At 63.0% G+C, this 20,984-nt stretch carries 18 protein-coding genes; 7 read left to right on the top strand and 11 right to left on the bottom strand.

The features are described from left to right. Window positions 1-255: hypothetical protein (locus AOQ71_RS21745; RefSeq protein ID WP_245317063.1), on the top strand; the 255-nt coding region annotated here is incomplete at its 5' end. Window positions 256-873: 618 nt separating this feature from the next. On the opposite strand, the gene AOQ71_RS21740 is transcribed toward AOQ71_RS21745, so the two are convergent. The 4 genes from AOQ71_RS21740 to AOQ71_RS46010 form a co-directional block, all read right to left on the bottom strand. Further along, window positions 874-1,821, bottom strand: coding sequence for a glycosyltransferase family 2 protein (locus tag AOQ71_RS21740; RefSeq protein WP_057750770.1), 948 nt, complete (start codon window positions 1,819-1,821; stop codon window positions 874-876). Continuing rightward, window positions 1,822-3,006 (bottom strand): hypothetical protein, encoded by a 1,185-nt coding sequence (locus AOQ71_RS21735; RefSeq protein WP_063958283.1) that lies wholly within the window; start codon window positions 3,004-3,006, stop codon window positions 1,822-1,824. It abuts the gene before it with no gap. A gap of 257 nt (window positions 3,007-3,263) precedes the next feature. Beyond that, window positions 3,264-4,220, bottom strand: coding sequence for a metallophosphoesterase (locus AOQ71_RS21730; protein WP_245317062.1), 957 nt, complete (start codon window positions 4,218-4,220; stop codon window positions 3,264-3,266). Window positions 4,221-5,121: 901 nt separating this feature from the next. Then, entirely contained in the window at window positions 5,122-5,340 is a 219-nt protein-coding gene (locus AOQ71_RS46010; protein WP_057750764.1) for a hypothetical protein, read from the bottom strand. Between the two features lie 224 nt (window positions 5,341-5,564). On the opposite strand from AOQ71_RS46010, the gene AOQ71_RS21720 reads away from it, so the two are divergent. From AOQ71_RS21720 to uraD, 4 genes are all read left to right on the top strand, one after another. Beyond that, the gene (locus tag AOQ71_RS21720; protein WP_205668255.1) at window positions 5,565-5,852 is read left to right on the top strand and encodes a hypothetical protein; all 288 of its coding nucleotides are present in this window, start codon (window positions 5,565-5,567) and stop codon (window positions 5,850-5,852) included. Between the two features lie 104 nt (window positions 5,853-5,956). After that, window positions 5,957-6,370 carry a DUF3830 family protein gene (locus AOQ71_RS21715; protein ID WP_057750758.1) on the top strand — a complete coding sequence of 138 codons (414 nt, stop codon included), beginning with the start codon at window positions 5,957-5,959 and terminating at the stop codon, window positions 6,368-6,370. Next, a complete protein-coding gene (gene puuE / locus AOQ71_RS21710; protein ID WP_057750756.1) occupies window positions 6,371-7,306 on the top strand; it encodes an allantoinase PuuE in 936 nt (311 codons plus the stop codon). Window positions 7,307-7,313: 7 nt separating this feature from the next. Next, complete coding sequence (gene uraD / locus AOQ71_RS21705) at window positions 7,314-8,201, top strand: 2-oxo-4-hydroxy-4-carboxy-5-ureidoimidazoline decarboxylase (protein WP_057750753.1); 888 nt, start codon at window positions 7,314-7,316, stop codon at window positions 8,199-8,201. Here the strand turns inward: uraD and AOQ71_RS21700 are convergent. Together AOQ71_RS21700 and AOQ71_RS21695 are read right to left on the bottom strand one after the other, a co-directional pair. Then, window positions 8,198-10,924, bottom strand: coding sequence for a molybdopterin-dependent oxidoreductase (locus AOQ71_RS21700; RefSeq protein WP_057750750.1), 2,727 nt, complete (start codon window positions 10,922-10,924; stop codon window positions 8,198-8,200). The two genes, uraD and AOQ71_RS21700, sit on opposite strands and share 4 nt — an antisense overlap. Next, on the bottom strand, window positions 10,921-11,748 hold the full coding sequence (locus AOQ71_RS21695) for an FAD binding domain-containing protein (protein WP_057750747.1): 828 nt from the start codon (window positions 11,746-11,748) through the stop codon (window positions 10,921-10,923). Before AOQ71_RS21695 ends, AOQ71_RS21700 begins: the two co-directional genes overlap by 4 nt. A gap of 154 nt (window positions 11,749-11,902) precedes the next feature. Here AOQ71_RS21695 and AOQ71_RS21690 point away from each other — a divergent pair, with 154 nt between their 5' ends. Beyond that, complete coding sequence (locus AOQ71_RS21690) at window positions 11,903-13,252, top strand: 8-oxoguanine deaminase (RefSeq protein WP_057750743.1); 1,350 nt, start codon at window positions 11,903-11,905, stop codon at window positions 13,250-13,252. Window positions 13,253-13,352: 100 nt separating this feature from the next. Here AOQ71_RS21690 and AOQ71_RS21685 read toward each other — a convergent pair whose 3' ends face one another. The 4 genes from AOQ71_RS21685 to AOQ71_RS21670 form a co-directional block, all read right to left on the bottom strand. Continuing rightward, on the bottom strand, window positions 13,353-14,429 hold the full coding sequence (locus tag AOQ71_RS21685; protein WP_057751376.1) for a BMP family ABC transporter substrate-binding protein: 1,077 nt from the start codon (window positions 14,427-14,429) through the stop codon (window positions 13,353-13,355). 79 nt (window positions 14,430-14,508) lie between these two features. Then, entirely contained in the window at window positions 14,509-15,426 is a 918-nt protein-coding gene (locus tag AOQ71_RS21680; RefSeq protein WP_057750741.1) for an ABC transporter permease, read from the bottom strand. Beyond that, a complete protein-coding gene (locus tag AOQ71_RS21675; RefSeq protein WP_057750738.1) occupies window positions 15,413-16,504 on the bottom strand; it encodes an ABC transporter permease in 1,092 nt (363 codons plus the stop codon). The genes AOQ71_RS21680 and AOQ71_RS21675 overlap by 14 nt, the downstream gene beginning before the upstream one ends. Next, window positions 16,488-18,059, bottom strand: a complete 1,572-nt coding sequence (locus AOQ71_RS21670; RefSeq protein WP_057750735.1) for an ABC transporter ATP-binding protein — start codon at window positions 18,057-18,059, stop codon at window positions 16,488-16,490. Before AOQ71_RS21670 ends, AOQ71_RS21675 begins: the two co-directional genes overlap by 17 nt. Window positions 18,060-18,616: 557 nt before the next feature. On the opposite strand from AOQ71_RS21670, the gene AOQ71_RS21665 reads away from it, so the two are divergent. After that, window positions 18,617-19,723 (top strand): hypothetical protein, encoded by a 1,107-nt coding sequence (locus AOQ71_RS21665; RefSeq protein WP_057750732.1) that lies wholly within the window; start codon window positions 18,617-18,619, stop codon window positions 19,721-19,723. A 267-nt stretch (window positions 19,724-19,990) separates the two neighbouring features. Here the strand turns inward: AOQ71_RS21665 and AOQ71_RS43670 are convergent. After that, window positions 19,991-20,984 (bottom strand): transposase (locus tag AOQ71_RS43670; protein WP_083513880.1); only part of this gene is annotated, 994 nt, incomplete at its 5' end.

Genomic DNA, 20,984 nt, shown 5'->3' with positions numbered 1-20,984 from the left:
CCCGCCGCCACGGCCGGGCAGGGCTCATCCGACGCGACCGATTTCAGCGCCGCGCGCCGTCATCGCTATTACCGGCGCGGGCCGAGTGCGGCGGGCCTTGCCTTCATGGGCGCCGCGGCCGGTCTGATCGGAGGCGCGATCGCCGAGAGCCGGCGCCAGGAATATTACGACAACTATTATTATGGCGGCCCGCGCTATTATGGCCCGGGCTATGGCTACTATGGTGGACCGCGCTACTACTACGATCCGTATTGATATGGCCGCGGACTCTCCCCATCGTCAATCCGGGCGATGCGCAGCATCGAGCCCGGAATCCATCGGAACCCGGGTCACGCTGCGAAATGGATTCCGGGCTCGCGCTAGGAGCCGCGCCCCGGAATGACGCGGAGAGGCCGGCGTGTCGCCCTCTGTCAATCCTACGCGGCAAAAATAATCCACTTAATTCGGAAATAGCGTATGTATCGCCCATCCCGGCTCACCTTGAGGGGCGATCGTACGTCGTCACGTTTGCGAGCCGGGGATGCGGTGGACGCGGCAGCGTCGGCACGAGAGGGTGCGGGCAGGGCGGGTAGTCCCTGTGAGCCCGAGACCCGCGTGGGGATGAGCGGCGCTGTTCGTTTGTTGTGCCAACATGCTTTCGGCGCGTGTGCACACTGCCGAAAGCCCTGCGCACCAGGCGAACGCGCCTACGGCAAAACCGTGTGGTCCTTGCTGCAAGCTCTTTTTCCAGATGCTCTACAAATGAAGAAGCCCCGCCGAAACAAGCGCTTCTGAAACTCTGGCGAAGAGGACGGCGATGGCCGCCGAAAGGGCTGGGTCCCAATAGGCCCTATTCCCGGCCTTTCGAGCGCGCCGGTTGGTGGGCGGCGAATTTCATGGTGGTGATCGATACGTCGAGAGGTCCGGCTGCGAAAGATAGGCCAGCATCTTCATCTCTCGCCGTCCCCGCGTTACGGTGTCGAGCACCAGACCGGATGACACGGACAACATCGCCATGATCATTAATCCCATCGACAGCACAGCCGTTGGCAGGCGCGGCACCAATCCGGTCTCAATGAAGGTGATCAAAATTGGAATGGCCAGAATGACTGAAGCGAGCGCGAGAACGATCCCGATGGCCGTGAAAAAGCGCAACGGCCTCTCCGAGCGGTAGAGCCGCAACATGGTGCCGAGGATACGAAAGCCGTCACGCCACGTGTTGAGCTTGGAGAAGGAGCCTTCCGGGCGAGCGTAGTAGGGCGTCGGCACCTCGGCAACCGGTAGCGACAATTCCAGTGCGTAGACAACAAGCTCGGTCTCGATCTCGAATCCGTCGGATAGAACCGGAAAGGACTTCACGAACCGGCGCGAAAACACGCGATAACCCGAGAGGATATCCTTGAATGTGTGACCAAAAGTCGATGAGAGAACGCTTGTCAGCATCCTGTTGCCAGCGCGATGGCCTCGTCGATATGCAGCGTCGGACTGATCGACTCGGAAACCGGCGACCATGTCAAGATGGTCGTCGATCAGCTTTTCGATCATGCGTGGCGCGCTTGGCGCGTCGTAGGTGGCATCGCCGTCCACAAGCACATATACGTCGGCATCGATATCGGCGAACATGCGGCGCACCACGTTGCCTTTGCCCTGCCGATACTCACTGCGGACATTGGCTCCCGCGTCGCGGGCGGCGCTGGCCGTGTGGTCGCTTGAATTGTTGTCATAGACGTAGACTTCTGCCGAAGGCAGAGCCTTGCGGAAGTCAGTAACGACCGTCGCGATCGTTGCCTCCTCGTTATAGCAGGGCACTAGAACGGCGATACGGAAGGGCGGAGATGTCATTTACGGAAGTGCTTTGAGGCTTGCGGCTTCTAGCGAGACAGGCGTCGGCGCGGCAGCTTTTGCAGAGAGGATCAGTCCAGCAAAGCACACGCTCCAAAGCGAAAGCATCGCAATCGGCACAATGTAGTAGGGAGTAAAGATCGGGTGGCTTAGAAAAAACAAGAGGTTGATGGCGAGATTGGCCGCCACGAGGAGTGCGACCCATCGGCCGCCGTTCTCACCCGTCCGCAATAGCCATGTGATCCAGCTCACAGCAAGCAGGATCAGCACGGATTGAATATCTCTTGCATATTCGCCGAGGACGCCGAGGTCGAGCGCTGGGGCAATCACGTCGGCGGTACCGTACGTCGTCGCAAAGGGGCTACCTGCGTTAATGACGTTTGCAATCAATGTTGGGGCCATGCCGAGCACGAACGCAATCCCAAATCCAGTGGTCTGTGCGAAGGAGCTGGGTTTGCGCGAGCGCAGCAACGAGATTCCAAGGACTAGGAAATAACCCGATCCAAGGAACAGGTTGGCCAATCTAAGATTGACCGACAATCCGAGCAGCAAGCCGATGACCATCGCCAACAGGCTATTATCGCGCTCCTCCGCCATCCATCGTGCGGTTAAGAACCCTGCGAGGGCACAAATCGCCATCGTCGGCGCGATCGAGTAGCTGGCCTTCGTAGGATTGATCATCAGCACCAGGGCCAGAGCCCCGAACGCCCCGGCTGCAAGCACCGCAGGAATCCATTGAGCTGAAAAAATGGCTAGGAGGGCAAAGCAACAAACGATCAGGGTGGCGGCAAGGTAGAGTGGCACCACCTGATGGCCGCCGGGGAACAGGGCCAGCAAGAACCCGGTTCCGGGTGGGTATTGAACGACCATCTTGTGGTCTGACATCGGGGTGTGGCAAGGCCACCGGGTCGGGTCTCGCCAATCGGAATACCCGATCTCTTTCAATTTGGCCTGGAAGAAGCCGTCGTCGTCACGCGAGCTGTTTGTGTCCAAGCCACTGACGCCAAAGCGCTGAAACAAGTGCGCCTGCCGAAGGTAGCACACGTCATCGTAGACGCCGCGCGCTTCGTTCCAACCCGACGTCGTGCGGATGTTGGTCACCAGTATGGTCAAGCAGAGCAGCGCAAAGACGAGCTTCAACAGCCGCAGCGTGCGCCCGCCGGTCGAAATCAGTTTCCCAGCCATAGGATCTCAATAACCACAACTAGCGCGAGCCCGCTAGTCCGGCCATCGTCCGGAGGCCGTATTGCGGATCACGGGGTCCCCACCTTTACCTTGCCCGGCATGCGCCAATCCCTTGGTGCTGCGGACATCGATGATTGCCCCCTGAAACAGACCGGATGGTCCGGCTCTATCAGGGCGGCAAATGTGAATGTATTTGGGACAGCCAGCCACAGGGTCCGGTTCAGTCCACGTTGACTGTTAAGAGTTCTCTACCAACCTCATCCTTGCCGTAGTGTATGCAAGGTGACTTCGGCTGGACAGTTGAGCCGGACCGGCAGGAGGCTGGTGCCAGCCCCTGTCGAAGTGTAGCCGGCCATATGACCATATCGCCACGCGCCGCTACCCAGCCGCCGCGGCAACTTTGCTTCGAGCTTGATCGGAACCCCGTAGGGCAGGCAGAGCTGACCTCCGTGCGTGTGTCCGCTTAGCATCAAGTCGAAGCCTCTGTGTGCGGCCTCACGGTAGACCTCCGGCGTGTGCGAGAGGAGTATTGAGTAGGTGTTGACTGGAATTGCATGGGCCGCCTTGCCAATATCGCCAACGCGATAGAAATGCGCGTCATCAATTCCGGCAAGGTAGATTTGATCATTTCCCCGCGCAATTACCTCGGTTTCATTGAACAACACCTTTGCGCCCATCGCTTCGAGCGCAGGCGTCATCAAAATGCTATCGTGATTGCCGAGCACCGCGAAAATTGGTTGCTTTAGGCTTGCCATAACCGGAGCGATAGCTTCCAGGCTCTTCTCGAATGACCCATAGGTCTTTCCGCGATAGTCGCCCGTTAACACACAGATGTCGTACACAAGGTCCCGAGTGATATCAGCCAAATGACCCATCGCACCGAGACTAGTGTCGCCGTGTAGATCGCTCACGTGGAGCATTGTGAAACCATCAAAGCTTCGAGGCAAAGATGCGGAGCGGATCAAATTTCTCTTGATGAGAACACGCTCGCCATTTCGCCGCGCAACGCCATAAAGACCCGTGAGCTTGAGGCCAAACTCGATAACAAACGGCGCCAAATATAAGTTCTCGAGATTAAAGATTAGCGTCCCTTGGCCGAACAGCTGTGCCTCGTGCTCACGTTCAGTTTGCAACCGCAGCTCGACGTGCTCATGGCCGATCCGTTCTATCAACGTCTTAAGACGCTCTTTTCCATGCATCAGGTCATTGCTCAAGCTTTGGGAACTATACTTTGCACCGAATGGTGATCGCGGCCGGACATTGAATGGTAAGGCGCCGTTATCCAGCACGTTCCAAGAGTCAGAAACTTTCCCTATCGTCCAAGACCCTGATCAAATCGGGACACAACGGAGGACACACCGGCCCCATAATGTTGTTAAAGTTTTTGCTGCCTGAGAACCCCTGCGCAGGGAAGGCCGTGTGTTGGGCTTCACCTGTATGCTGCTGTGTGGTCTTCTTGCGCTACATTTTCGCGCAGCAGACCGCGGGTGCCAAGCCGGCACCCGGTCTTCCCTGCGCCTTGATTGAGAGGGTGATCAAGCAAAGCTCGGGCGAGATGAGCCGCGAGAAGGCGAAGGTGTGTCTGCGATTGGAGCCGCTTGCCACAGGCGACGCTATCGTAGGGTGGGCAGCGAAGCGTGCCCACCACAAGCACATGGTGGGCACGGCGCTTGGCGCCTTTGCCCACCCTACGACACCTGCGAACGGAAGAGCGATGCCGTGGCCTCATACTGCGTCTACACACTCGCTGTCATCGCCCGGCCAGTGCGCAATTGCGCACTGGGACCGGGCGATCCAGTACTCCGAGACAACGCGGATAGAACCGAGAAGCCGCGGCGTACTGGATTCGCCTGCCGCCTGCGCTAAAAGCTTCGGCGCCCCTGGACGAAGCCTTGGCGTAGCCGGGTCGCGGGGAATGACAGCGTCACTTGGCGAACCATACTGCCGCCTCATACTCTCTCGTGCCCCGGACGCAGCGCAGCGTCTCTTCGACGGTGCGCTGCAGAGCCGGGCCCCACATCTCCGAGCAATCCGTGTCGCGTGGGTCCCGGCTCTGCGCAGCAACCCTACGCGCTGCAGCGCGTCCGGGGCCGAGAGCGCTCTAACCCTTCCGTCTTACCGTCCCGCCGGTGCCGACATTGCACCATTGGCGTAGCGCGACCAGTCGGGTTCGGACGGCTGCGACGGCCACATGGCTGCATTGGAGTCGCGCACCGACTGAGTGATGGGGGCAGGTCGTGCCTTGCGAACGTGCTGACGGTCGTTCGCGGCGGCGGTCTGGATGGTGATGGCGGTGATCAGCGTGGAGCCGAGAATGGCAAGAGTCTTTCGCATGGATGTTTCTCCCGTGACGACGTCCCGGTCGTGAGAAATGTCATCGTCGTCTCGCATGACATGGCGATGCCTCCGGCCTGATATCACCCTGGCCGGGTTCACGATGGGGCGAGCGAATTTTTTGCTCCCGGCTAAATATTCGGCAGTCGCCTGGCGGGTGCGGATGGACTTGGCTGGCGCAATCCGGTTGAATGGGAGCAATGAAGGTTTCAGGCGCGACAATGATGTCGAAATATCTGCTGGTCCTGCTTTTGATCGCCTCGCCGGCGGTGGCGCAGGTCAAACCCGCTCCCAAAGCCGCGGCGGCGCATCCCGACCCCTGCACTCCGATCGGACGCACCGCCGACGGCAAGCTGGTCTATTCCATGAAATGCGAGAACCTGCCGGCGCCGTCTCCGCCACCGCCCCAGGCGGAACTGAAGGAGGCGCCGCCGGCCGCCGCCGCCGCTGCAGAGCCCGAGCCGGAGGTACGGCGGAGTGGCATTTTCGGCTGGTCCTACGACCGCAGGTAACGGACCTCACGCCCTTGCGCGAAGCCCGCTGGAATGCTCTTTGCGTGCAAGTTCCCCGTGGGGCCTAGCCTCCGATCCCTTGGCCCTCGACCCAGAGAGATGAGATGAGCAAACTCGTTATCCGCGCCGGCGATTTCACCTTCGATGCCCGCTTCGAAGAGCAGGCCGCACCCAAGACCGTCGCGGCGTTCCGCAAGGCGCTGCCGTTCGAGAGCCACATCATCCATGTGCGCTGGAGCGGCGAAGGCGTCTGGATGCCGCTCGGCGATCTCGACTTCGGTGTCGGCTACGAGAACCACACCAGCTATCCTGCCCCGGGCCAGATCATCCTCTATCCCGGCGGCATCAGCGAAACCGAGATCCTGCTTGCCTATGGCGGCGTGCATTTCGCCAGCAAGATGGGCCAGCTCGCCGGCAATCACTTCATCACCGTGACTTCGGGGCTGGAGAACCTGGCACCGCTGGGCAAGAGCGTGCTGTGGAAGGGTGCGCTGCCGATCCGCTTCGAGGAAGTCTGAGTGACTGACAACAGCTACCCGCGCGATCTCCGCGGTTACGGTCGCAACCCGCCGCATCCAGAGTGGCCCGGCAACGCCCGGGTCGCGGTGCAGTTCGTTGTCAATTTCGAGGAGGGCGGTGAGAACAACGTCTTGCACGGCGACCGCGCCTCGGAAGCGTTCCTGTCCGACGTGCTGGGCGCGCAGCCCTGGCCGGGCCAGCGCCACGCCAATATCGAATCCATGTTCGAATATGGCTCGCGCGCCGGCTTCTGGCGCTTGTGGCGCCTGTTTGGCGAGCGCAAATGGCCGGCCACCGTGTTCGGGGTGTCCACTGCGCTGAAGCGCAATCCCGAGATCGTCGCGGCGATGAAGGAATCAGGCTGGGACATCGCAAGCCACAGCCTGAAATGGATCGAGCACAAGGACATGACCGAGGCGCAGGAGCGCGCCGAGATCGCCGAGTCCATCCGCGTTCACACCGAGGCGGTCGGATCGCGGCCGCTCGGCTGGTACACCGGGCGCTCCTCGATCAACACCAACCGTCTGCTGATGGAGGAGGGCGGCTTCCTCTATCTCTGCGACTCCTATGCCGACGATCTGCCCTATTGGGTCAAGGGCGCGAACGGCAAGCAGCTCATGATTCCCTATACGCTCGACGCCAACGACATGCGCTTCATCAACCCGCAAGGGTTTGCCGAAGGCGAGCAGTTCTTCACCTATCTGAAGGACGCCTTCGACGTGCTCTACGCCGAAGGCGAGACCGCGCCGAAGATGATGTCGGTGGGACTGCACTGCCGCCTCGCCGGCCGGCCGGGCCGTGCCGCAGGCCTGATCCGCTTCCTCGATTATGTCGACAAGCACGATCGCGTCTGGGTGCCGACGCGGCTGCAGATCGCGCAGCATTGGCACAACAAGCATGCGCATCTCGCGGCCGACGCGTTCGAGATCCGGTAGAGATGTGATGGCGCAAATCCCGCTCGCCGATCTCAACACCGCAAGCAAGGCCGAGTTCGTCGCCGCGCTCGCCAATGTCGTCGAATATTCGCCGTGGATTGCCGAGCAAATCGCGGCGCAGCGGCCGTTCGCCGGCATCAATCAGTTGCACGCCGCGCTGATAGCGGCAATCCAGGCGGCCGAACCCGACGTGCAGCTGGCGTTGATCCGCGCGCATCCTGACTTGGCCAACAAGACCCAGCGCGCGGCGGGCCTGACGGCGGAATCGACCGATGAGCAGAACAGCGCCGGCCTCGATCGGCTGTCGGAGGCCGAATATTCGGCGTTCGAGCGCGTCAACAACGCTTACCGCGAAAAGTTCGGCTTCCCCTATATCGTCTGCGTGCGACGTCACACCAAGGATTCGGTGCTGCGCGACTTCGAGACGCGGCTGCGCAATATCGCCAAGACCGAGACGCGTCGCGCGATTGAGGAGATCGGCCGCATCTCGGCGCTGCGGCTCGATCAGCTGGTCATCGCCGACGACAGACTGAAGGTGCACGGCCGGCTCTCGACCCATGTGCTGGACAATCACGCCGGCAAGCCAGCGCCGGGGATTCCCGTGGAGCTGGTCGAGCTCGCTGCGCTCGGCGAGAACCGTATCATCGCGCGCACCGTCACCAACGCCGACGGCCGCACTGACCAGCCGCTGATCGGCGGTCGCCCGCTGCCGATCGGCCGCTACGAGCTCCGCTTCAACGTCGGAAAGTATTACGCCGAGCGCAACGTGCCGCTGTCGGATCCGCCGTTCCTCGACGAGATCCCGCTACGGTTTGCGATCAGCGAGCCGGAAAGCCATTACCACGTGCCGCTGCTGGTCACGCCGTGGAGCTATTCGACCTATCGCGGCAGCTAGTCGCCGAACTTGTCGTGCAGGGCTGGAAACAGCCGGTCCGGCTTGAACGGCGGCGCGGTGAAGCGGATGCCGGTGGCATCGGCGATGGCGTTGCCGAGGGCGGCGGCGACCGGATTGTACGGGCTCTCGCTCATCGACTTCGCGCCCAGCGGCCCGATCGTATCAGATGTCTCGGCGAACAACACCTCCGTGCGCGGCACGTCCGCGAAGGACGGCAGATGGTAGTCACGGAATTTGGGATTGGTGACGCGCCCCTCCGCGTCGATCACCATCTCCTCGTAGAGCGCAGCACCGAGGGCTTGCGCGACGCCGCCCTCGACCTGGCCGCGGCATTGCATGGGATTGGCGACGACGCCGGCATCGGCGGCCTGCACGCTCCGGAGAATCCTGATCTCGCCGGTGCCCTTGTTCACGGCGACGCGAAAGCCCTGGACGTTGAACCCGACCGAGCGTGGCGTTCCCTCGGAATTGCCTTGCGCTGCGAGCGGACGACCCGCCTCGCGCGCGTGCTTGGCGAGCTCGGCAAAGGACATACGCCGCACGCCGCTGGCGACGAATTCGTCCTCGAGCGTGCAGCTCGCGACATCGCAAAGCCACGCGCCAGCGGCGGCCGCCTTCAATTCGGCGGCAAGCTGCGTTGCGGCGGCCTGCGTCGCCTTGCCGGCAACGAAGGTGCCGGTGCTGCCATAGGCGCCGGTGTCGTGGCCGCCATGGGCGGTATCGGACTGGCGCAGGCGGATCCTGTCGACGGTGGTCGCCAGGACAGTCGCGGCGATCTGCCGGTGCACCGTGCTGGTGCCGTTGCCGAACTCGGCGGTCCCGACGGTGAGATCGAAGCCGCCATCCTCGTTGAGCGCGATCATGGCGTCGGCGATGTGGCCGGCGGGCGGTGCGGTGTCGATCATGGTCAGCGCGATGCCGTCGCCGGTCAGCCAGTCCGGCGACAGCTCGGGCTGCGGCTGATCCGCCAGCATGGCGCGTTCGACGAGGTCGATGCATTGGTCGAGCCCGTAGGAGCCATACAGCACGTCATGATATTCGGACTCAGGTGGCGACAGCATGGGATCGCCGGGCCAGACGATATTGCGGCGGCGCATGTCGTAAGGGCTGATGCCGAGCTGCCTGGCCAGTTCGTCGATCGCGGCTTCCACCGCGATCACCGACTGCGGCAGGCCATAGCCGCGAAATGCGCCGGCGGGCACCGTATTGGTGTAGACGACGAAGCCATCGACGCGCTTGTTGGGGCAGTTATAGACGGCGATCGATTCGTTCACCGCGTGGAACATCACGGAGGGGCCGTGATTGCCGTAAGCGCCGGTATTGGAGAGCACGTCGAGCTGGAGCGCGGTGAGCTTGCCGCTAGAGTCGGCGCCGGCCTTGATGTGGACCCGCATCGGATGCCGTGTCGAGGTCGCGATGAACTGTTCCTCGCGGGTGAGCTCGAGCTTGACGGGGCGTTCCGTCTTCAGCGCGGCCAGCGCCAGGATATCCTCGACGAACATCTCCTGCTTGCCGCCAAAGCCGCCGCCGACCCGCTCGCAAAACACGCGGACCTTGTCCATCGGAAGCCTAAAGATCTCCGACAGCGCGCGCCGGGTCAGGAACGGCACCTGCGTCGAACTGCGGACGTTGAGCACGCCTGCTTCGTCGAGCCAGGCGAGGCCGCCATGGGTCTCCAGCGCCGCATGCTGCACGCGATGGCTGTGGAACGTGGCCTCGTACGTCACGGAGGAGGTGGCGAGTGCGGAGGCGACATCGCCGAACTCGCCATGAATCTCGGCGACCAGGTTGCGCTGCGCGTCGGCAACGCGGTTGGCGCTGGTCCTATCAGGGTGAACGAGCGGCGCGCCCGGCATCATCGCCTGCTCCGGATCGATCAACGCGGGCAGAATCTCGTATGTGACGTTCAGTCGCCGGCAGGCCTCCTCGGCCACGCCTTCACTCTCGGCCACCACCGCCGCGACCCTCTGGCCGATGAAGCGGACGACGTCGTCGAGGATGCGGGTATCCTCGGGATCCATCCAATCCTTCTCATGCCGCGCCGTCGATGTCAGCACCATTGGCGCATCCTCATGCGTCAGGATGGCGTGCACGCCCGGAACTGCCATCGCCGCCGACTTGTCAATCGACACGATCCGGGCATGGGCATGCGGCGAGCGCAGCAGCTTGATGTGCAGCAGGCCCTCGATCTCGGTGTCGAACGTGTAGCGCGCCTTGCCGCGGACGACGTCCGGCCCTGCAGGCGCCGGCAGGCTGCGGCCGAACGCGCCGCCGGCCTCGACGCGCGCCTCGACATTGCATTTGCCGTGGATCGCGTCCTCGATCGCGCGATAGCCCGTGCAGCGACAGATATTGCCCTTCAGCGCTGCGCCAAGGTCGGTACGTTGCGCCTGGTTCAACGAGGCGCAGGTCAGGATCATGCCGGCGGTGCAGAAGCCGCACTGGAACGCTTGCGCGTCGAGAAAAGCCTGCTGCATCGGATGCGTTCCGTCCTCGCCGCCGAGCCCTTCGATCGTGGTGATGGCGCGTCCCTCCGCGCGGAACGCGGGGATCAGGCAGCTGTGCACCGGCTCGCCGTCGAGCAGCACGGTGCAGGCCCCGCAATCGCCGGCGTCGCAGCCTTTTTTCACTCCGAACTGGCCAAGCTCGCGCAAAAACGTGCGCAGGCATTGGCCGGCGCGCGGCATTTGCGGAAATGTCGTGCCGTTGATCTCGAAGCTCATGACGGCGTTGCACCCAGCAGTTCGGCACGGATCTCCTCGGCGAGCCGCAGCGTCATGTGCTTGCGCCAAAGCGGCTTGCCATGAATGTCGGTGTGATAGAGATCGTCGGGGATCTCCTCGGAGATCGCGGTGCGAAGCGTGCTCGCATCGGTCGGCCCGGGAAACGATATCTGGATCGGGCGCACGGTCGATGCTGTTACGGTCAGCTTCAACGCGCCATTGCCATCGAGGCTTCCGATCAGCAGGGCCGCGGAGCGGCCGACCGGTGCGAGCGAGATCTGGCGAAACGCGGAGCGACGCTTCAGGGGAGGAAGCGGAATGTCGATCTGGCGCAGAAGGTCGCCCGGCGACAAGCGATTGCGCTGGTTGCCGGTGACGAAGTCAGCGACGGGCATCCTCTGCTCGCCGCCGCCGGCTTTCCAGATGGTGCAGATGCCGTCGAGTGCGGATGTGAGCGAGATCATCGGTCCCGCCGGCAGCGACATACAGAGATTGCCGCCGACCGTCGCCGTTTTCCAGATCTTGAACGAGGCGAGGAAGGCGCGACAGCATTGGCTGATCAGTGGGGCCGCGAGCCAGTCAGGCGGACAGGTGAACGCGTCGAGTTGCGAGATGGTGCAGGTGGCTGCGATGCTGAGATGGCTGTCGGTGATCGTCAGTGCCGGCCATTTCAGATCGGCGAGATCGATCAGCCGCGTGAGGTGGATCTGCGGCTCGGAGAACAGCCAGGTACCGCCCGCGAGCCAAGCATCACCTGGCGTCCAAACGGGCAGTTCGGAGCGCGTTTGCGGACGGGAAACCGCTGTGATGGTATTCAAGTCCATGACTTGCGAGAACGCCTGCGCCGGATGATTTGTGTCGAGGTAAATTCTTGCAAGACCAGCGCCAAGTAGCAACAACCAGTCGCAGCAATAACGCACTCGGAATGGCCTTTGCCTTGCAGGCGATTCGTTAACGAGGGCGAGGAGAAATGGAGACATGAGCGACGCAAAGCCGATCTGGATCAGGGATCCCCAGGCCATTCTCGCTGACGGCGCTGGCCGCGGGGTCGTCGTTAAGGATGGTCGTATCGTCGAACTCGTGCCTTCAGGCGGAACACCGGCGACTGCCGGTGTCACGGTGTTCGATGCGAGCGAGCATGTCGTGCTGCCAGGCCTCATCAACACCCATCATCATTTTTATCAGACGCTGACGCGGGCGCTGCCGGCGGCAATGGATCGCGAGCTGTTTCCCTGGCTGCAGGCGCTCTATCCGGTGTGGGCGAAGATGACGCCCGAGGCGCTCGAGCTCGGCGTCACCGTGGCGATGTCGGAACTGCTGCTCTCGGGCTGCACGACGACGACGGATCATCACTATGTCTTCCCGAAAGGGCTCGAGGAGTCCGTCGATATCGAGGTCGGCGTCGCAAGGCGGCTCGGCGTCCGTGTGCTGCTGACGCGTGGCTCGATGAACCTGTCGCAACGCGACGGCGGCCTACCGCCTGACAGCGTCGTGCAGGACGAGGACACCATCCTGGCCGACAGTGCGCGCGTGGTGGCCAAGCATCACCAGCGCGGCGCGGATGCGATGGTGCAGATTGCGCTTGCGCCGTGCTCGCCGTTTTCGGTGACGACGTCCTTGATGCGCGCCACCGCCGATCTCGCCGACAAGCTCGACGTGCGCCTGCACACCCATCTCGCCGAGACCGAGGACGAGAACAAATTCTGCCAGCAGATGTATGGCTGCCGCCCGCTCGACTATCTCGAGCAATGCGGCTGGCTCAATGCGCGCACCTGGCTCGCGCACGGCATCTTTTTCAACGCCGCCGAGATGAAGCGGCTCGGCAAGGCCAAGACGACCATCAGCCATTGCGCGTGCAGCAACCAGCTGCTGGCCTCCGGCTGCTGTCCGGTGTGCGAGATGGAGGAGGCCGGGGTCGGGATCGGCATTGGCGTCGACGGTTCGGCCTCCAATGATGGGTCGAACCTGATGCAGGAGGTGCGCGCGGCGTTCCTGCTGCAGCGGGCACGCTATGGCGTGACCAAGGTCAGCCACAAGGATGCGCTGCGCTGGGCCACCCAAGGCTCGGCAGCCTGCGTCGGCCGCCCGGAACTCGGCGAGATCGCCGTCGGCAAGGCCGCCGACCTTGCGCTGTTCAAGCTCGACGAGCTGCGTTTCTCCGGCCACGGCGATGCCCTGGCCGCGCTGGTGCTGTGCGGCGCGCATCGGGCTGACAGGGTGATGGTGGCGGGGAACTGGGCCGTGATCGACGGCGCGATCCCGGGACTGGACGTTCCGGACCTGATCCGCCGGCACAGCGCCGCGGCGCGGGCGATGCAGGCGGGCTAGGATAGAAAGAGAGGGCGGCCACAAGTGCCGGGTGCTTCTGGCCACCCCCTCCGAACCTCCTCCGGGAGGAGCAGGTGATTTAGGCAATGCAAGAAGCGTGCTACTTGCCCGGCAGCTTGTCGTCGATGCCCTTGACGTAGAAATTCATGCCGAGGATCTGGCCGTCATCGAGATTGGCGCCGCCCTTGCACTCGATCTCCTTGCCGTCCTGCCCAATGACCGGGCATTTGAACGGGTGCAGTTTGCCGGCGGTGATCGCCGCCTGGGCATCCTCGGCGATCTTTTTCACGTCGTCGGGCATATTGGTATACGGCGCCATCGCGAACATGTGGCTGTCGAGACCGCCCCAGGTGTCTTCCGACTTCCAGGTGCCGTCGAGCTCGGCCTTGACGCGGGCGATGTAGTAGGGGGCCCAGGTGTCGAGGATCGAGGTCAGCTGGGTCTTGGGACCGAACTTGATCATCTCGGAATCCTGGCCGAAGGCGAGCTTGCCGCGTTCGCTGGCGATCTGCATCGCGGCGGGCGAGTCCGTGTGCTGCATGATCACGTCGGCGCCCTGGTCGATCAGCGCCTTGGCGGCGTCGGCTTCCTTGCCCGGGTCGAACCAGGTGTTGGCCCAGATGATCTTGACCTTGATGTTGGGGTTGATGCTCTGCGCCGCGATCATCGTCGCGTTGATGCCGGAGACGACCTCGGGGATCGGGAACGAACCGATATAACCGAGCACGCCCGACTTCGACATCTTGGCCGCGATCAGCCCTTGAATGTAACGGCCCTGATACCACCTGGAAGAATAGGTCGACATATTTTTCTCGCGCTTATAGCCGGTCGCGTGCTCGAAATGCACGTTCGGATATTTCTTGGCGACCTTCAGCGTCGGATCCATGTAGCCGAACGATGTCGTGAAGATCAGCTTGTTGCCGGCGCGGACGAGCTGCTCGATGGCGCGTTCGGCGTCGGGACCTTCAGGGACATTTTCGAGATAAGTGGTCTCGATCTTGTCGCCAAGCTCCTTCTCGAGCGCCAGGCGCGCTTGATCGTGCTGGTAGGTCCAGCCGAGATCGCCGATCGGGCCGAGGTAAATGAAGCCGACTTTCAGCTTATCGGCGGCGGAAGCTGCACTGACGCTCCCGGCAAGCAGAAGGCCGGCAGCCAGCGCAAGAAGTGATTTCCTCATCATCAATCTCCAAACATCAGGGGATAGCCACGATCCGCAGCGTGCGCGCCCCATCGCGCACACTGCGGAAACCAAAACGCTAGCGGTCAGGCACGAACACGATGCCGAGCGCGGCCGGCGCGGTCGAGCCGCCGGTGCGCGCGCGGGAGAGCAGGACCAGCACGATGACCGTCGCCAGATACGGCAGTGCAGACATGAATTGCGAGGGAATGCCGACGCCCCAGCCTTGCGCATGCAGTTGCAGGATCGTCACTGCACCAAACAGGTAGGCGCCGACCACGAGCCGACCCGGCCGCCAGGATGCGAACACGACCAGCGCGAGTGCGATCCAGCCGCGGGCCGCAGTCATGCCGGGAATGAAGAACGGCGTATAGGCAAGCGGCAGATAGGCGCCGGCAAGACCTGCGCAGGCGCCGCCGAACATCACGGCGAGGGTGCGGATGCGCAGCACGGGATAGCCAAGCGCGTGTGCCGAGATATGATTGTCGCCGCAGGCGCGCAGGATCAATCCCGCGCGTGTGCGATACAGGAACCACCAGACGCCGACGATGAGAGCGATCGAGAAATAGACGAAGGCGTCCTCGCCGAACAGGACGCGGCCGACCAAAGGAATGTCGGTGAGTCCAGAAATGTATAAATGTGCGGCCGGCGTGAGCCGTTCGCCGACGAAGCCTGCACCGATGAGGCCGGAGAGGCCGATGCCGAGGATGGTCAACGCCAACCCCGTTGCGACCTGGTTGACAGCGAGCCCGAGTGCCATCAGCGCGAAGATCAGTGACATCAGCACTCCCGCGATGATGCCGAACAGCGCGCCGATCAGAATCGATCCGGTCAACCAGGCGCCGCCAAAGCCGCAGGCCGCGCCGACGATCATCATGCCCTCGACGCCGAGATTGAGCACGCCGGACCGCTCGGTGACGAGCTCGCCGGTTGCCGCGATCAGGAGCGGTGTCGAGGCGGCGAGCACCGACAGGATGATGGCTTCAACCAGCTCCACGGATCACCTGTCGGTTCGGGAAGACCAGCTTGAAGCGGTAGAGAATGAGAGAATCGCAGGCGAGCACGTAGAAGAGCAGGATGCCCTGGAACACCTTGGTGACGTCCAACGGGATCTTCATTGCGATCTGCGCCTGCTCGCCGCCGATAAAGGTGAGCGCGAGAAACAGGCCTGCAATTAGTATTCCAATCGGGTTCAGCCGGCCGAGGAACGCGACGATGATCGCGGTGAAACCGTAGCCGGGCGAGATGCCGGGTTGGAGGTGTCCGACGGGACCTGCGACTTCGATGATGCCGGCAAGGCCGGCCAGCGCGCCGGACACCGCGAAGGTCAGGATGATCAGCTGGTTGGCGTTGAAGCCGCCGAACCGCGCCGCGCGCGGCGCAGCACCGACCACGCGGATCTCGAATCCCTTGATGGTGCGTCCAAGCAGGATTGCTGCGGCTGCCACGACCAGCAGTGCAATGATCGAGCCGAAATGCAGCCGGCCGCCTTCGATCAGCAGCGGCACCGTCGCGACGGGATCGAACTCCGCCGTGGTCGGGAAATTGAAACCCTTCGGGTCGCGCCAGGGCCCGCGGACGAGATAGTCCATCAGGAGGTCGGCGACATAGACCAGCATCAGGCTGGTCAGGATTTCACTAGCACCGAACTTCACCTTGCAGATTGCCGGGATCAGCGCATAGAGCGCGCCGGCGGCAGCGGCCAGCACGAGCATGGCCGGCAGCACCCAGGCGCCGGCGTCGGTGCCTTGCGTCTTGACCGCAATCCAGCTTCCGGCAACCGCGCCGATCAGGAATTGCCCCTCAGCGCCGATGTTCCAGGCATTGGCGAGGTAGCAGAGCGACAGCCCGATCGCGATCATCACCAGCGGCGTCGCCTTCACGGCGATCTCCTGAAGCGAATAGCCGTCGGTCAGAGGCGCGATGAAATAAGCGTGCAGGGCGAGGACCGGATTCTTGCCAAGAATCGCGAACAGGATGGTCATGGTCACGATCGTCAGGCCGATCGCGATCAGCGGCGAGACCAGCGCGATCGTGTTGGAGCGCTCGGCGCGCTTCTCAAGCACCAACTGCATGCGCGGCCTCCTTCGGCTCCAGGGTGCTGCCGCCCATCAACAGGCCGAGCTTCTCGCGCGTCGCCTCGCTTGCTGCCAGCGGAGCAGACAAGCGGCCGTGGAACATCACGGCGATACGGTCGGCGATTTCGGCCAGCTCGTCGAGATCCTGGCTGGTCACCAGCACCGCGGCGCCTGCGGTCGCCAGGTCAAGCAACGCCTGGCGGATGACGGCGGCAGCTCCAGCGTCGACGCCCCAGGTCGGCTGGCTCACCACCAGCACTGCAGGGTTGCGCAGGATCTCGCGGCCGACAATGAATTTCTGCAGATTACCGCCGGAGAGGGATGCGGCTTCCGGGTCGCGCTTTGCCTTGCGGACGTCAAACGTCTCGGTCGCCTTGTCCACCGTCTTCAGCGTGGCCGCGGTGTCGATGAAGCCGTGATGGACCATTCCGCTGGCGGCATGGCCCGTCAGCAGCGCGTTCTCCGACAGTTTCATGCGCGGCGCAGTGCCGTGGCCGAGCCTCTCTTCGGGCACGAAGGCGGCGCCAAGCTTGCGACGCTTGGTGATCGAAAGGTGGCCGGCAGCGATGCCTTCGATCACGATCGTCCCCGGATCTTTCGACAATCGCTCGCCGGACAGGGCGGCAAACAATTCGTCCTGGCCGTTGCCGGCGACGCCGGCGATGCCGAGGATTTCGCCGCCCTTCAATTCGAACGAGATGTGTTCGAGCCGGACCCCGTGCGCCTCGTCGGGCGCGAGCGAGAGATCGTTGACGACGAGCCGTGGGATCGTCGTCCGCCGCCCGGCGGCGGCCTTCACTTCCTTGATCTCGCCGCCAACCATCATGCGCGCGAGCGAGGCGGCGGTCTCCTGCCTGGGATTGCAGGTCTGGATCTTCTTGCCGCCGCGCAGGATCGTGGCGGTGTCGCAGAGCCGCTTCACCTCCTCGAGCTTGTGGCTGATATAGAGGATGGCGCGGCCCTCGGCCTTGAGCCGTTCCAGCACGACAAAGAGCTGGTCCGCCTCCTGCGGCGTCAGCACGGCGGTCGGCTCATCCAGAATAAGGAATTTTGGATCCTGCATCAGCGTGCGAACGATCTCGATGCGCTGGCGCTCGCCGACGGACAATTGCCAGACCTCCCGTTTGGGATCGAGCGGCAGTCCGTAGGTTCTGGATACCTGCTCGAGCCGCGCCGACATGTCCTTGAACGATTCCTTGCCGTCGAGGCCAAGGGCGACGTTCTCAGCGACGGTGAGGTTGTCGAACAGCGAAAAGTGCTGGAACACCATGCCGATGCCGCGGCTGCGCGCCTCAGAGGGGCCGGACAGCACGATTGGTTCGCCCTGCCAGCGGATTTCGCCGGCAGAGGGCTGGATCAGCCCGTAGATCGCCTTCACCAGCGTCGATTTGCCGGCGCCGTTCTCGCCAAGCAGGGCGTGGATTTCCCTAGGCCAGACGTCGATGTCGATGGAATCGTTGGCGAGGAACTCGCCATAGCGCTTGGTCAGCCCGACCGTCTTGAGCAACGGGGACTCGCCGGAATGCAGGCTGTTAGGCGTCGGATCTAACATTCGTTGATGCGCTTGCATGGGATGCAGTGCCTCAATAGTGGGCTAGTTTGAACCGCCGCGTAAGGTGTGAAAAAGCGTCATCCCTTGCTTAACGCTTCGGCAGCGGGACGGTGTCGCGAGTCGCGCGGTTCGCGGGGCCATAGGTAAGAGCCCGGGGCCGTTGCGGCGTGGCCCTGCAGAAGGCCTGTTGCAAATTTGTGACGGTTTAAACCAAATCGGAACCCGCTGGGCAGGCTCGAAGGGACGTTGATCAAAATCGCGCCAGCACGCGTATGCAATGCGGGATCGTCGTGACGGCCGTTGCGAGCAACAGCATTTGCATTGCGCGGTCGAGGTGAAACGCAAACGAAATCAATCGGGAATGTTCGGCATTGCGTTGTCGATTCCGCGCGGCAACGTCACGCGAGAACCCTCAGATTTCCCGCGGTGAATCGTCGTTTGCTGCCGAAACATGCGGCATGCCTTGAAAAAAGTTGAGGCTTCTCACCTCGGGAGTTCGGAGCAAGTGTCGCCCAAGGGACGTTCATTTTACGTGTCCAAACTTGGGGGTATTCAGGATGTCGTTTCGCTTCAAGGCAGTTGCAGCATCGGCGCTGTCACTTGCTACGCTGGCCATCGGTGGCTGGGCTCACGCCGCGGATCTGCCGGTCAAGGCGGCCAAGAAGGCGCCGGACCTTCCGTTCTTCCTGGTGATCGATGACCGCGTGTCGTTCTCCTGGATGCCGAAGGGTACCGACCCCGGCATGTGGAGCACCCGGCCGGACGGCAGCATCAACGGCACCACCGCCAAACAAGTCTACTCGTTCACACACTTCGACCTCTGGGCGTACGGCACCAACTTCTTCACGATCTCGATGTTCAAGTCGGGTCATAACGATCCGGCATCGCCGTGTGTCGCGCCAGGCGTGAACATCAACGGCACCGCCAGCAACTGCGCCGGCGCCACCGAGATCTATGGCCTGTTCCGTTCGACCTTCGGCTGGAACGAGTTGTTCAACACCAAGGCCTTCACCATGGGCCCGCTGCACAACATCTCGTTCGAAGTCGGTATGGACGCGAACACCGAAAACAACTTCCTGGCGCCCGCAAAGCGCGACGTTGTCGGTGGTCTGCAGTTCGCCTTCGACCTTCCCTACAAGGGATACGTCGACGTCGCGCCATTGGTGTATTGGGAGTTCTCGAACCATAACGCCTTCACGCAGTGCGGCCTGTTCGGCCCTGGTGTCGCGGGCGTGACCTGCAACTCGGACGGCAACGTCAGCTACCGTGCGACCTGGGCGGTCGAAATCAACTACTATATGGACCTCGGCTTCCTGCCGCCGAACATGCAGTTCTGGTCGATCAGCGGCCGCGCCGGCTGGTATGGCCCGAAGGGCGACTCGAACGGTCTGCCCGCGCTCTCAGGCATCGGCCGGTTCTCGACCGCTTCGAAGACCGAGCTGAACAGCGAACCGATCCGTCTGACCTTCGACGCGTCGAAGGCGGCCTTCGGTGACAAGTACTCGCACTTCGTCGACCTCTGGGTCGCCTATCGCTACTGGCAGAACAAGTTCGGCCTCGACCACAACGCCATGCCCGGCGTTTGCACGGTCGCCGCGACCGGCCAGAGCACCCACAGCTGCACCGAGTCCACGGTCTACGGCGGTGTCACTGTGAAGTTCTGATCGCCCGAGGTTTCAGGGTTAGGATGGCGTCGCGCAGGAATGTGCGGCGCCATTCTGCTTGGTGTGGGATCGTAGGACCTCCTACCCTTCGTCAAGGGTGGGAGTCCCTGACAGATAACCATAGCACCGTGCTCGACGCTATCCAGGACGCTTCGCGCCGGCTTTGCCGGTGCCTATGGCATCCTGGACAGCGTCTGCGCGCGGCGCTCTTGCGTTCGGCAGGTCGGGACGAAGGAACGGTCGCATGCGGCCGAACAAAGGAACGGCTCAGCCTGCTGCCGAGATCTTCGCGCTGTTGTGGTCTGCGTCGTAGGGCGTCTGGTGCTTGAGCGTCGCGCACAAGGCAAAGAGCAGGCGATCTCCCACACCACGCAGCGCACGCGCATGGCCGTGTCCGCGCTGCCGCAAAGCATCATAGCGTCGCCGGGCTGCGGCGTCGTATTGAAGCGCGCCGCGCGACCAGTGATGAACGGCGCTTTGCAGCCGCCTGTTGCAGGCCAGGCGGCGGATCACGAAGCGTTGCTTGCCGCTTTGCCGCGTCACCGGTGCGACCCCTGCCAAGGCGCGCAAGGCGTGGTAGTCTCGTCTGCGCAGAGGCTCGGTGGCCTCGACGAGCAGTGTGGCAAGAACGATCCTGCCGATTCCCGGCCAGGAGCGAAGGATCGCCACGTCACACTGCTCGGGATTCTGCCCCGCGGGGCTCTCCTGTTCTTCGAGCTTGGCGCACAGGCGGTCCAGGCTGTGCTGCGCTTCCTTGATTTGCTGATTGACCAGGCGCAGACGGGCCGCGAGGCTGCGGATATGCACGCACGCAGCCTCCGTCGTGCCCGGTGCCACGAGCAGGGGTGTCTCGCGCAAAGTCTTGAGCACCGTCGCCGCATCGAGGCGGCGGATACGATAGGCGCTGAGGATGCGCGCGATCGCCTTGTCGCTGGCCTTGGCCGCGCTGTCCGGCGTCGGCACCTTTTGCCAAAGTGCCAGGAACCAGTCGTCGGCGACATCGTCGGTCAGCTTGGCCGCTTGGGGATAGTACCGCCACAACTGCTGACGCAGGCGATTGGCAAGCCGCGTGCGCTCCTGCTGCAGCTCCTCCGCCATGCGCGACCACTCGCGCAGCTCGATCACCACCGGATTGTCGGCCGCAAGCTGGCGGAAGGCCGCACAGTCCGTACGCAATGAGCTTCCGAGCACATGAGCGTCGCGGCGATCATCCTTGGCACCGGCCACCGTGAAGCGATCCCGGAAGCGGTCGAGTTGCTTG

Origin of the sequence: Bradyrhizobium manausense (assembly GCF_001440035.1) — a bacterium.
GTDB classification, from domain to species: domain Bacteria; phylum Pseudomonadota; class Alphaproteobacteria; order Rhizobiales; family Xanthobacteraceae; genus Bradyrhizobium; species Bradyrhizobium manausense.
Note: the sequence above shows the minus strand (reverse complement) of the source record. Positions and strands in the feature narration are given on the sequence as shown.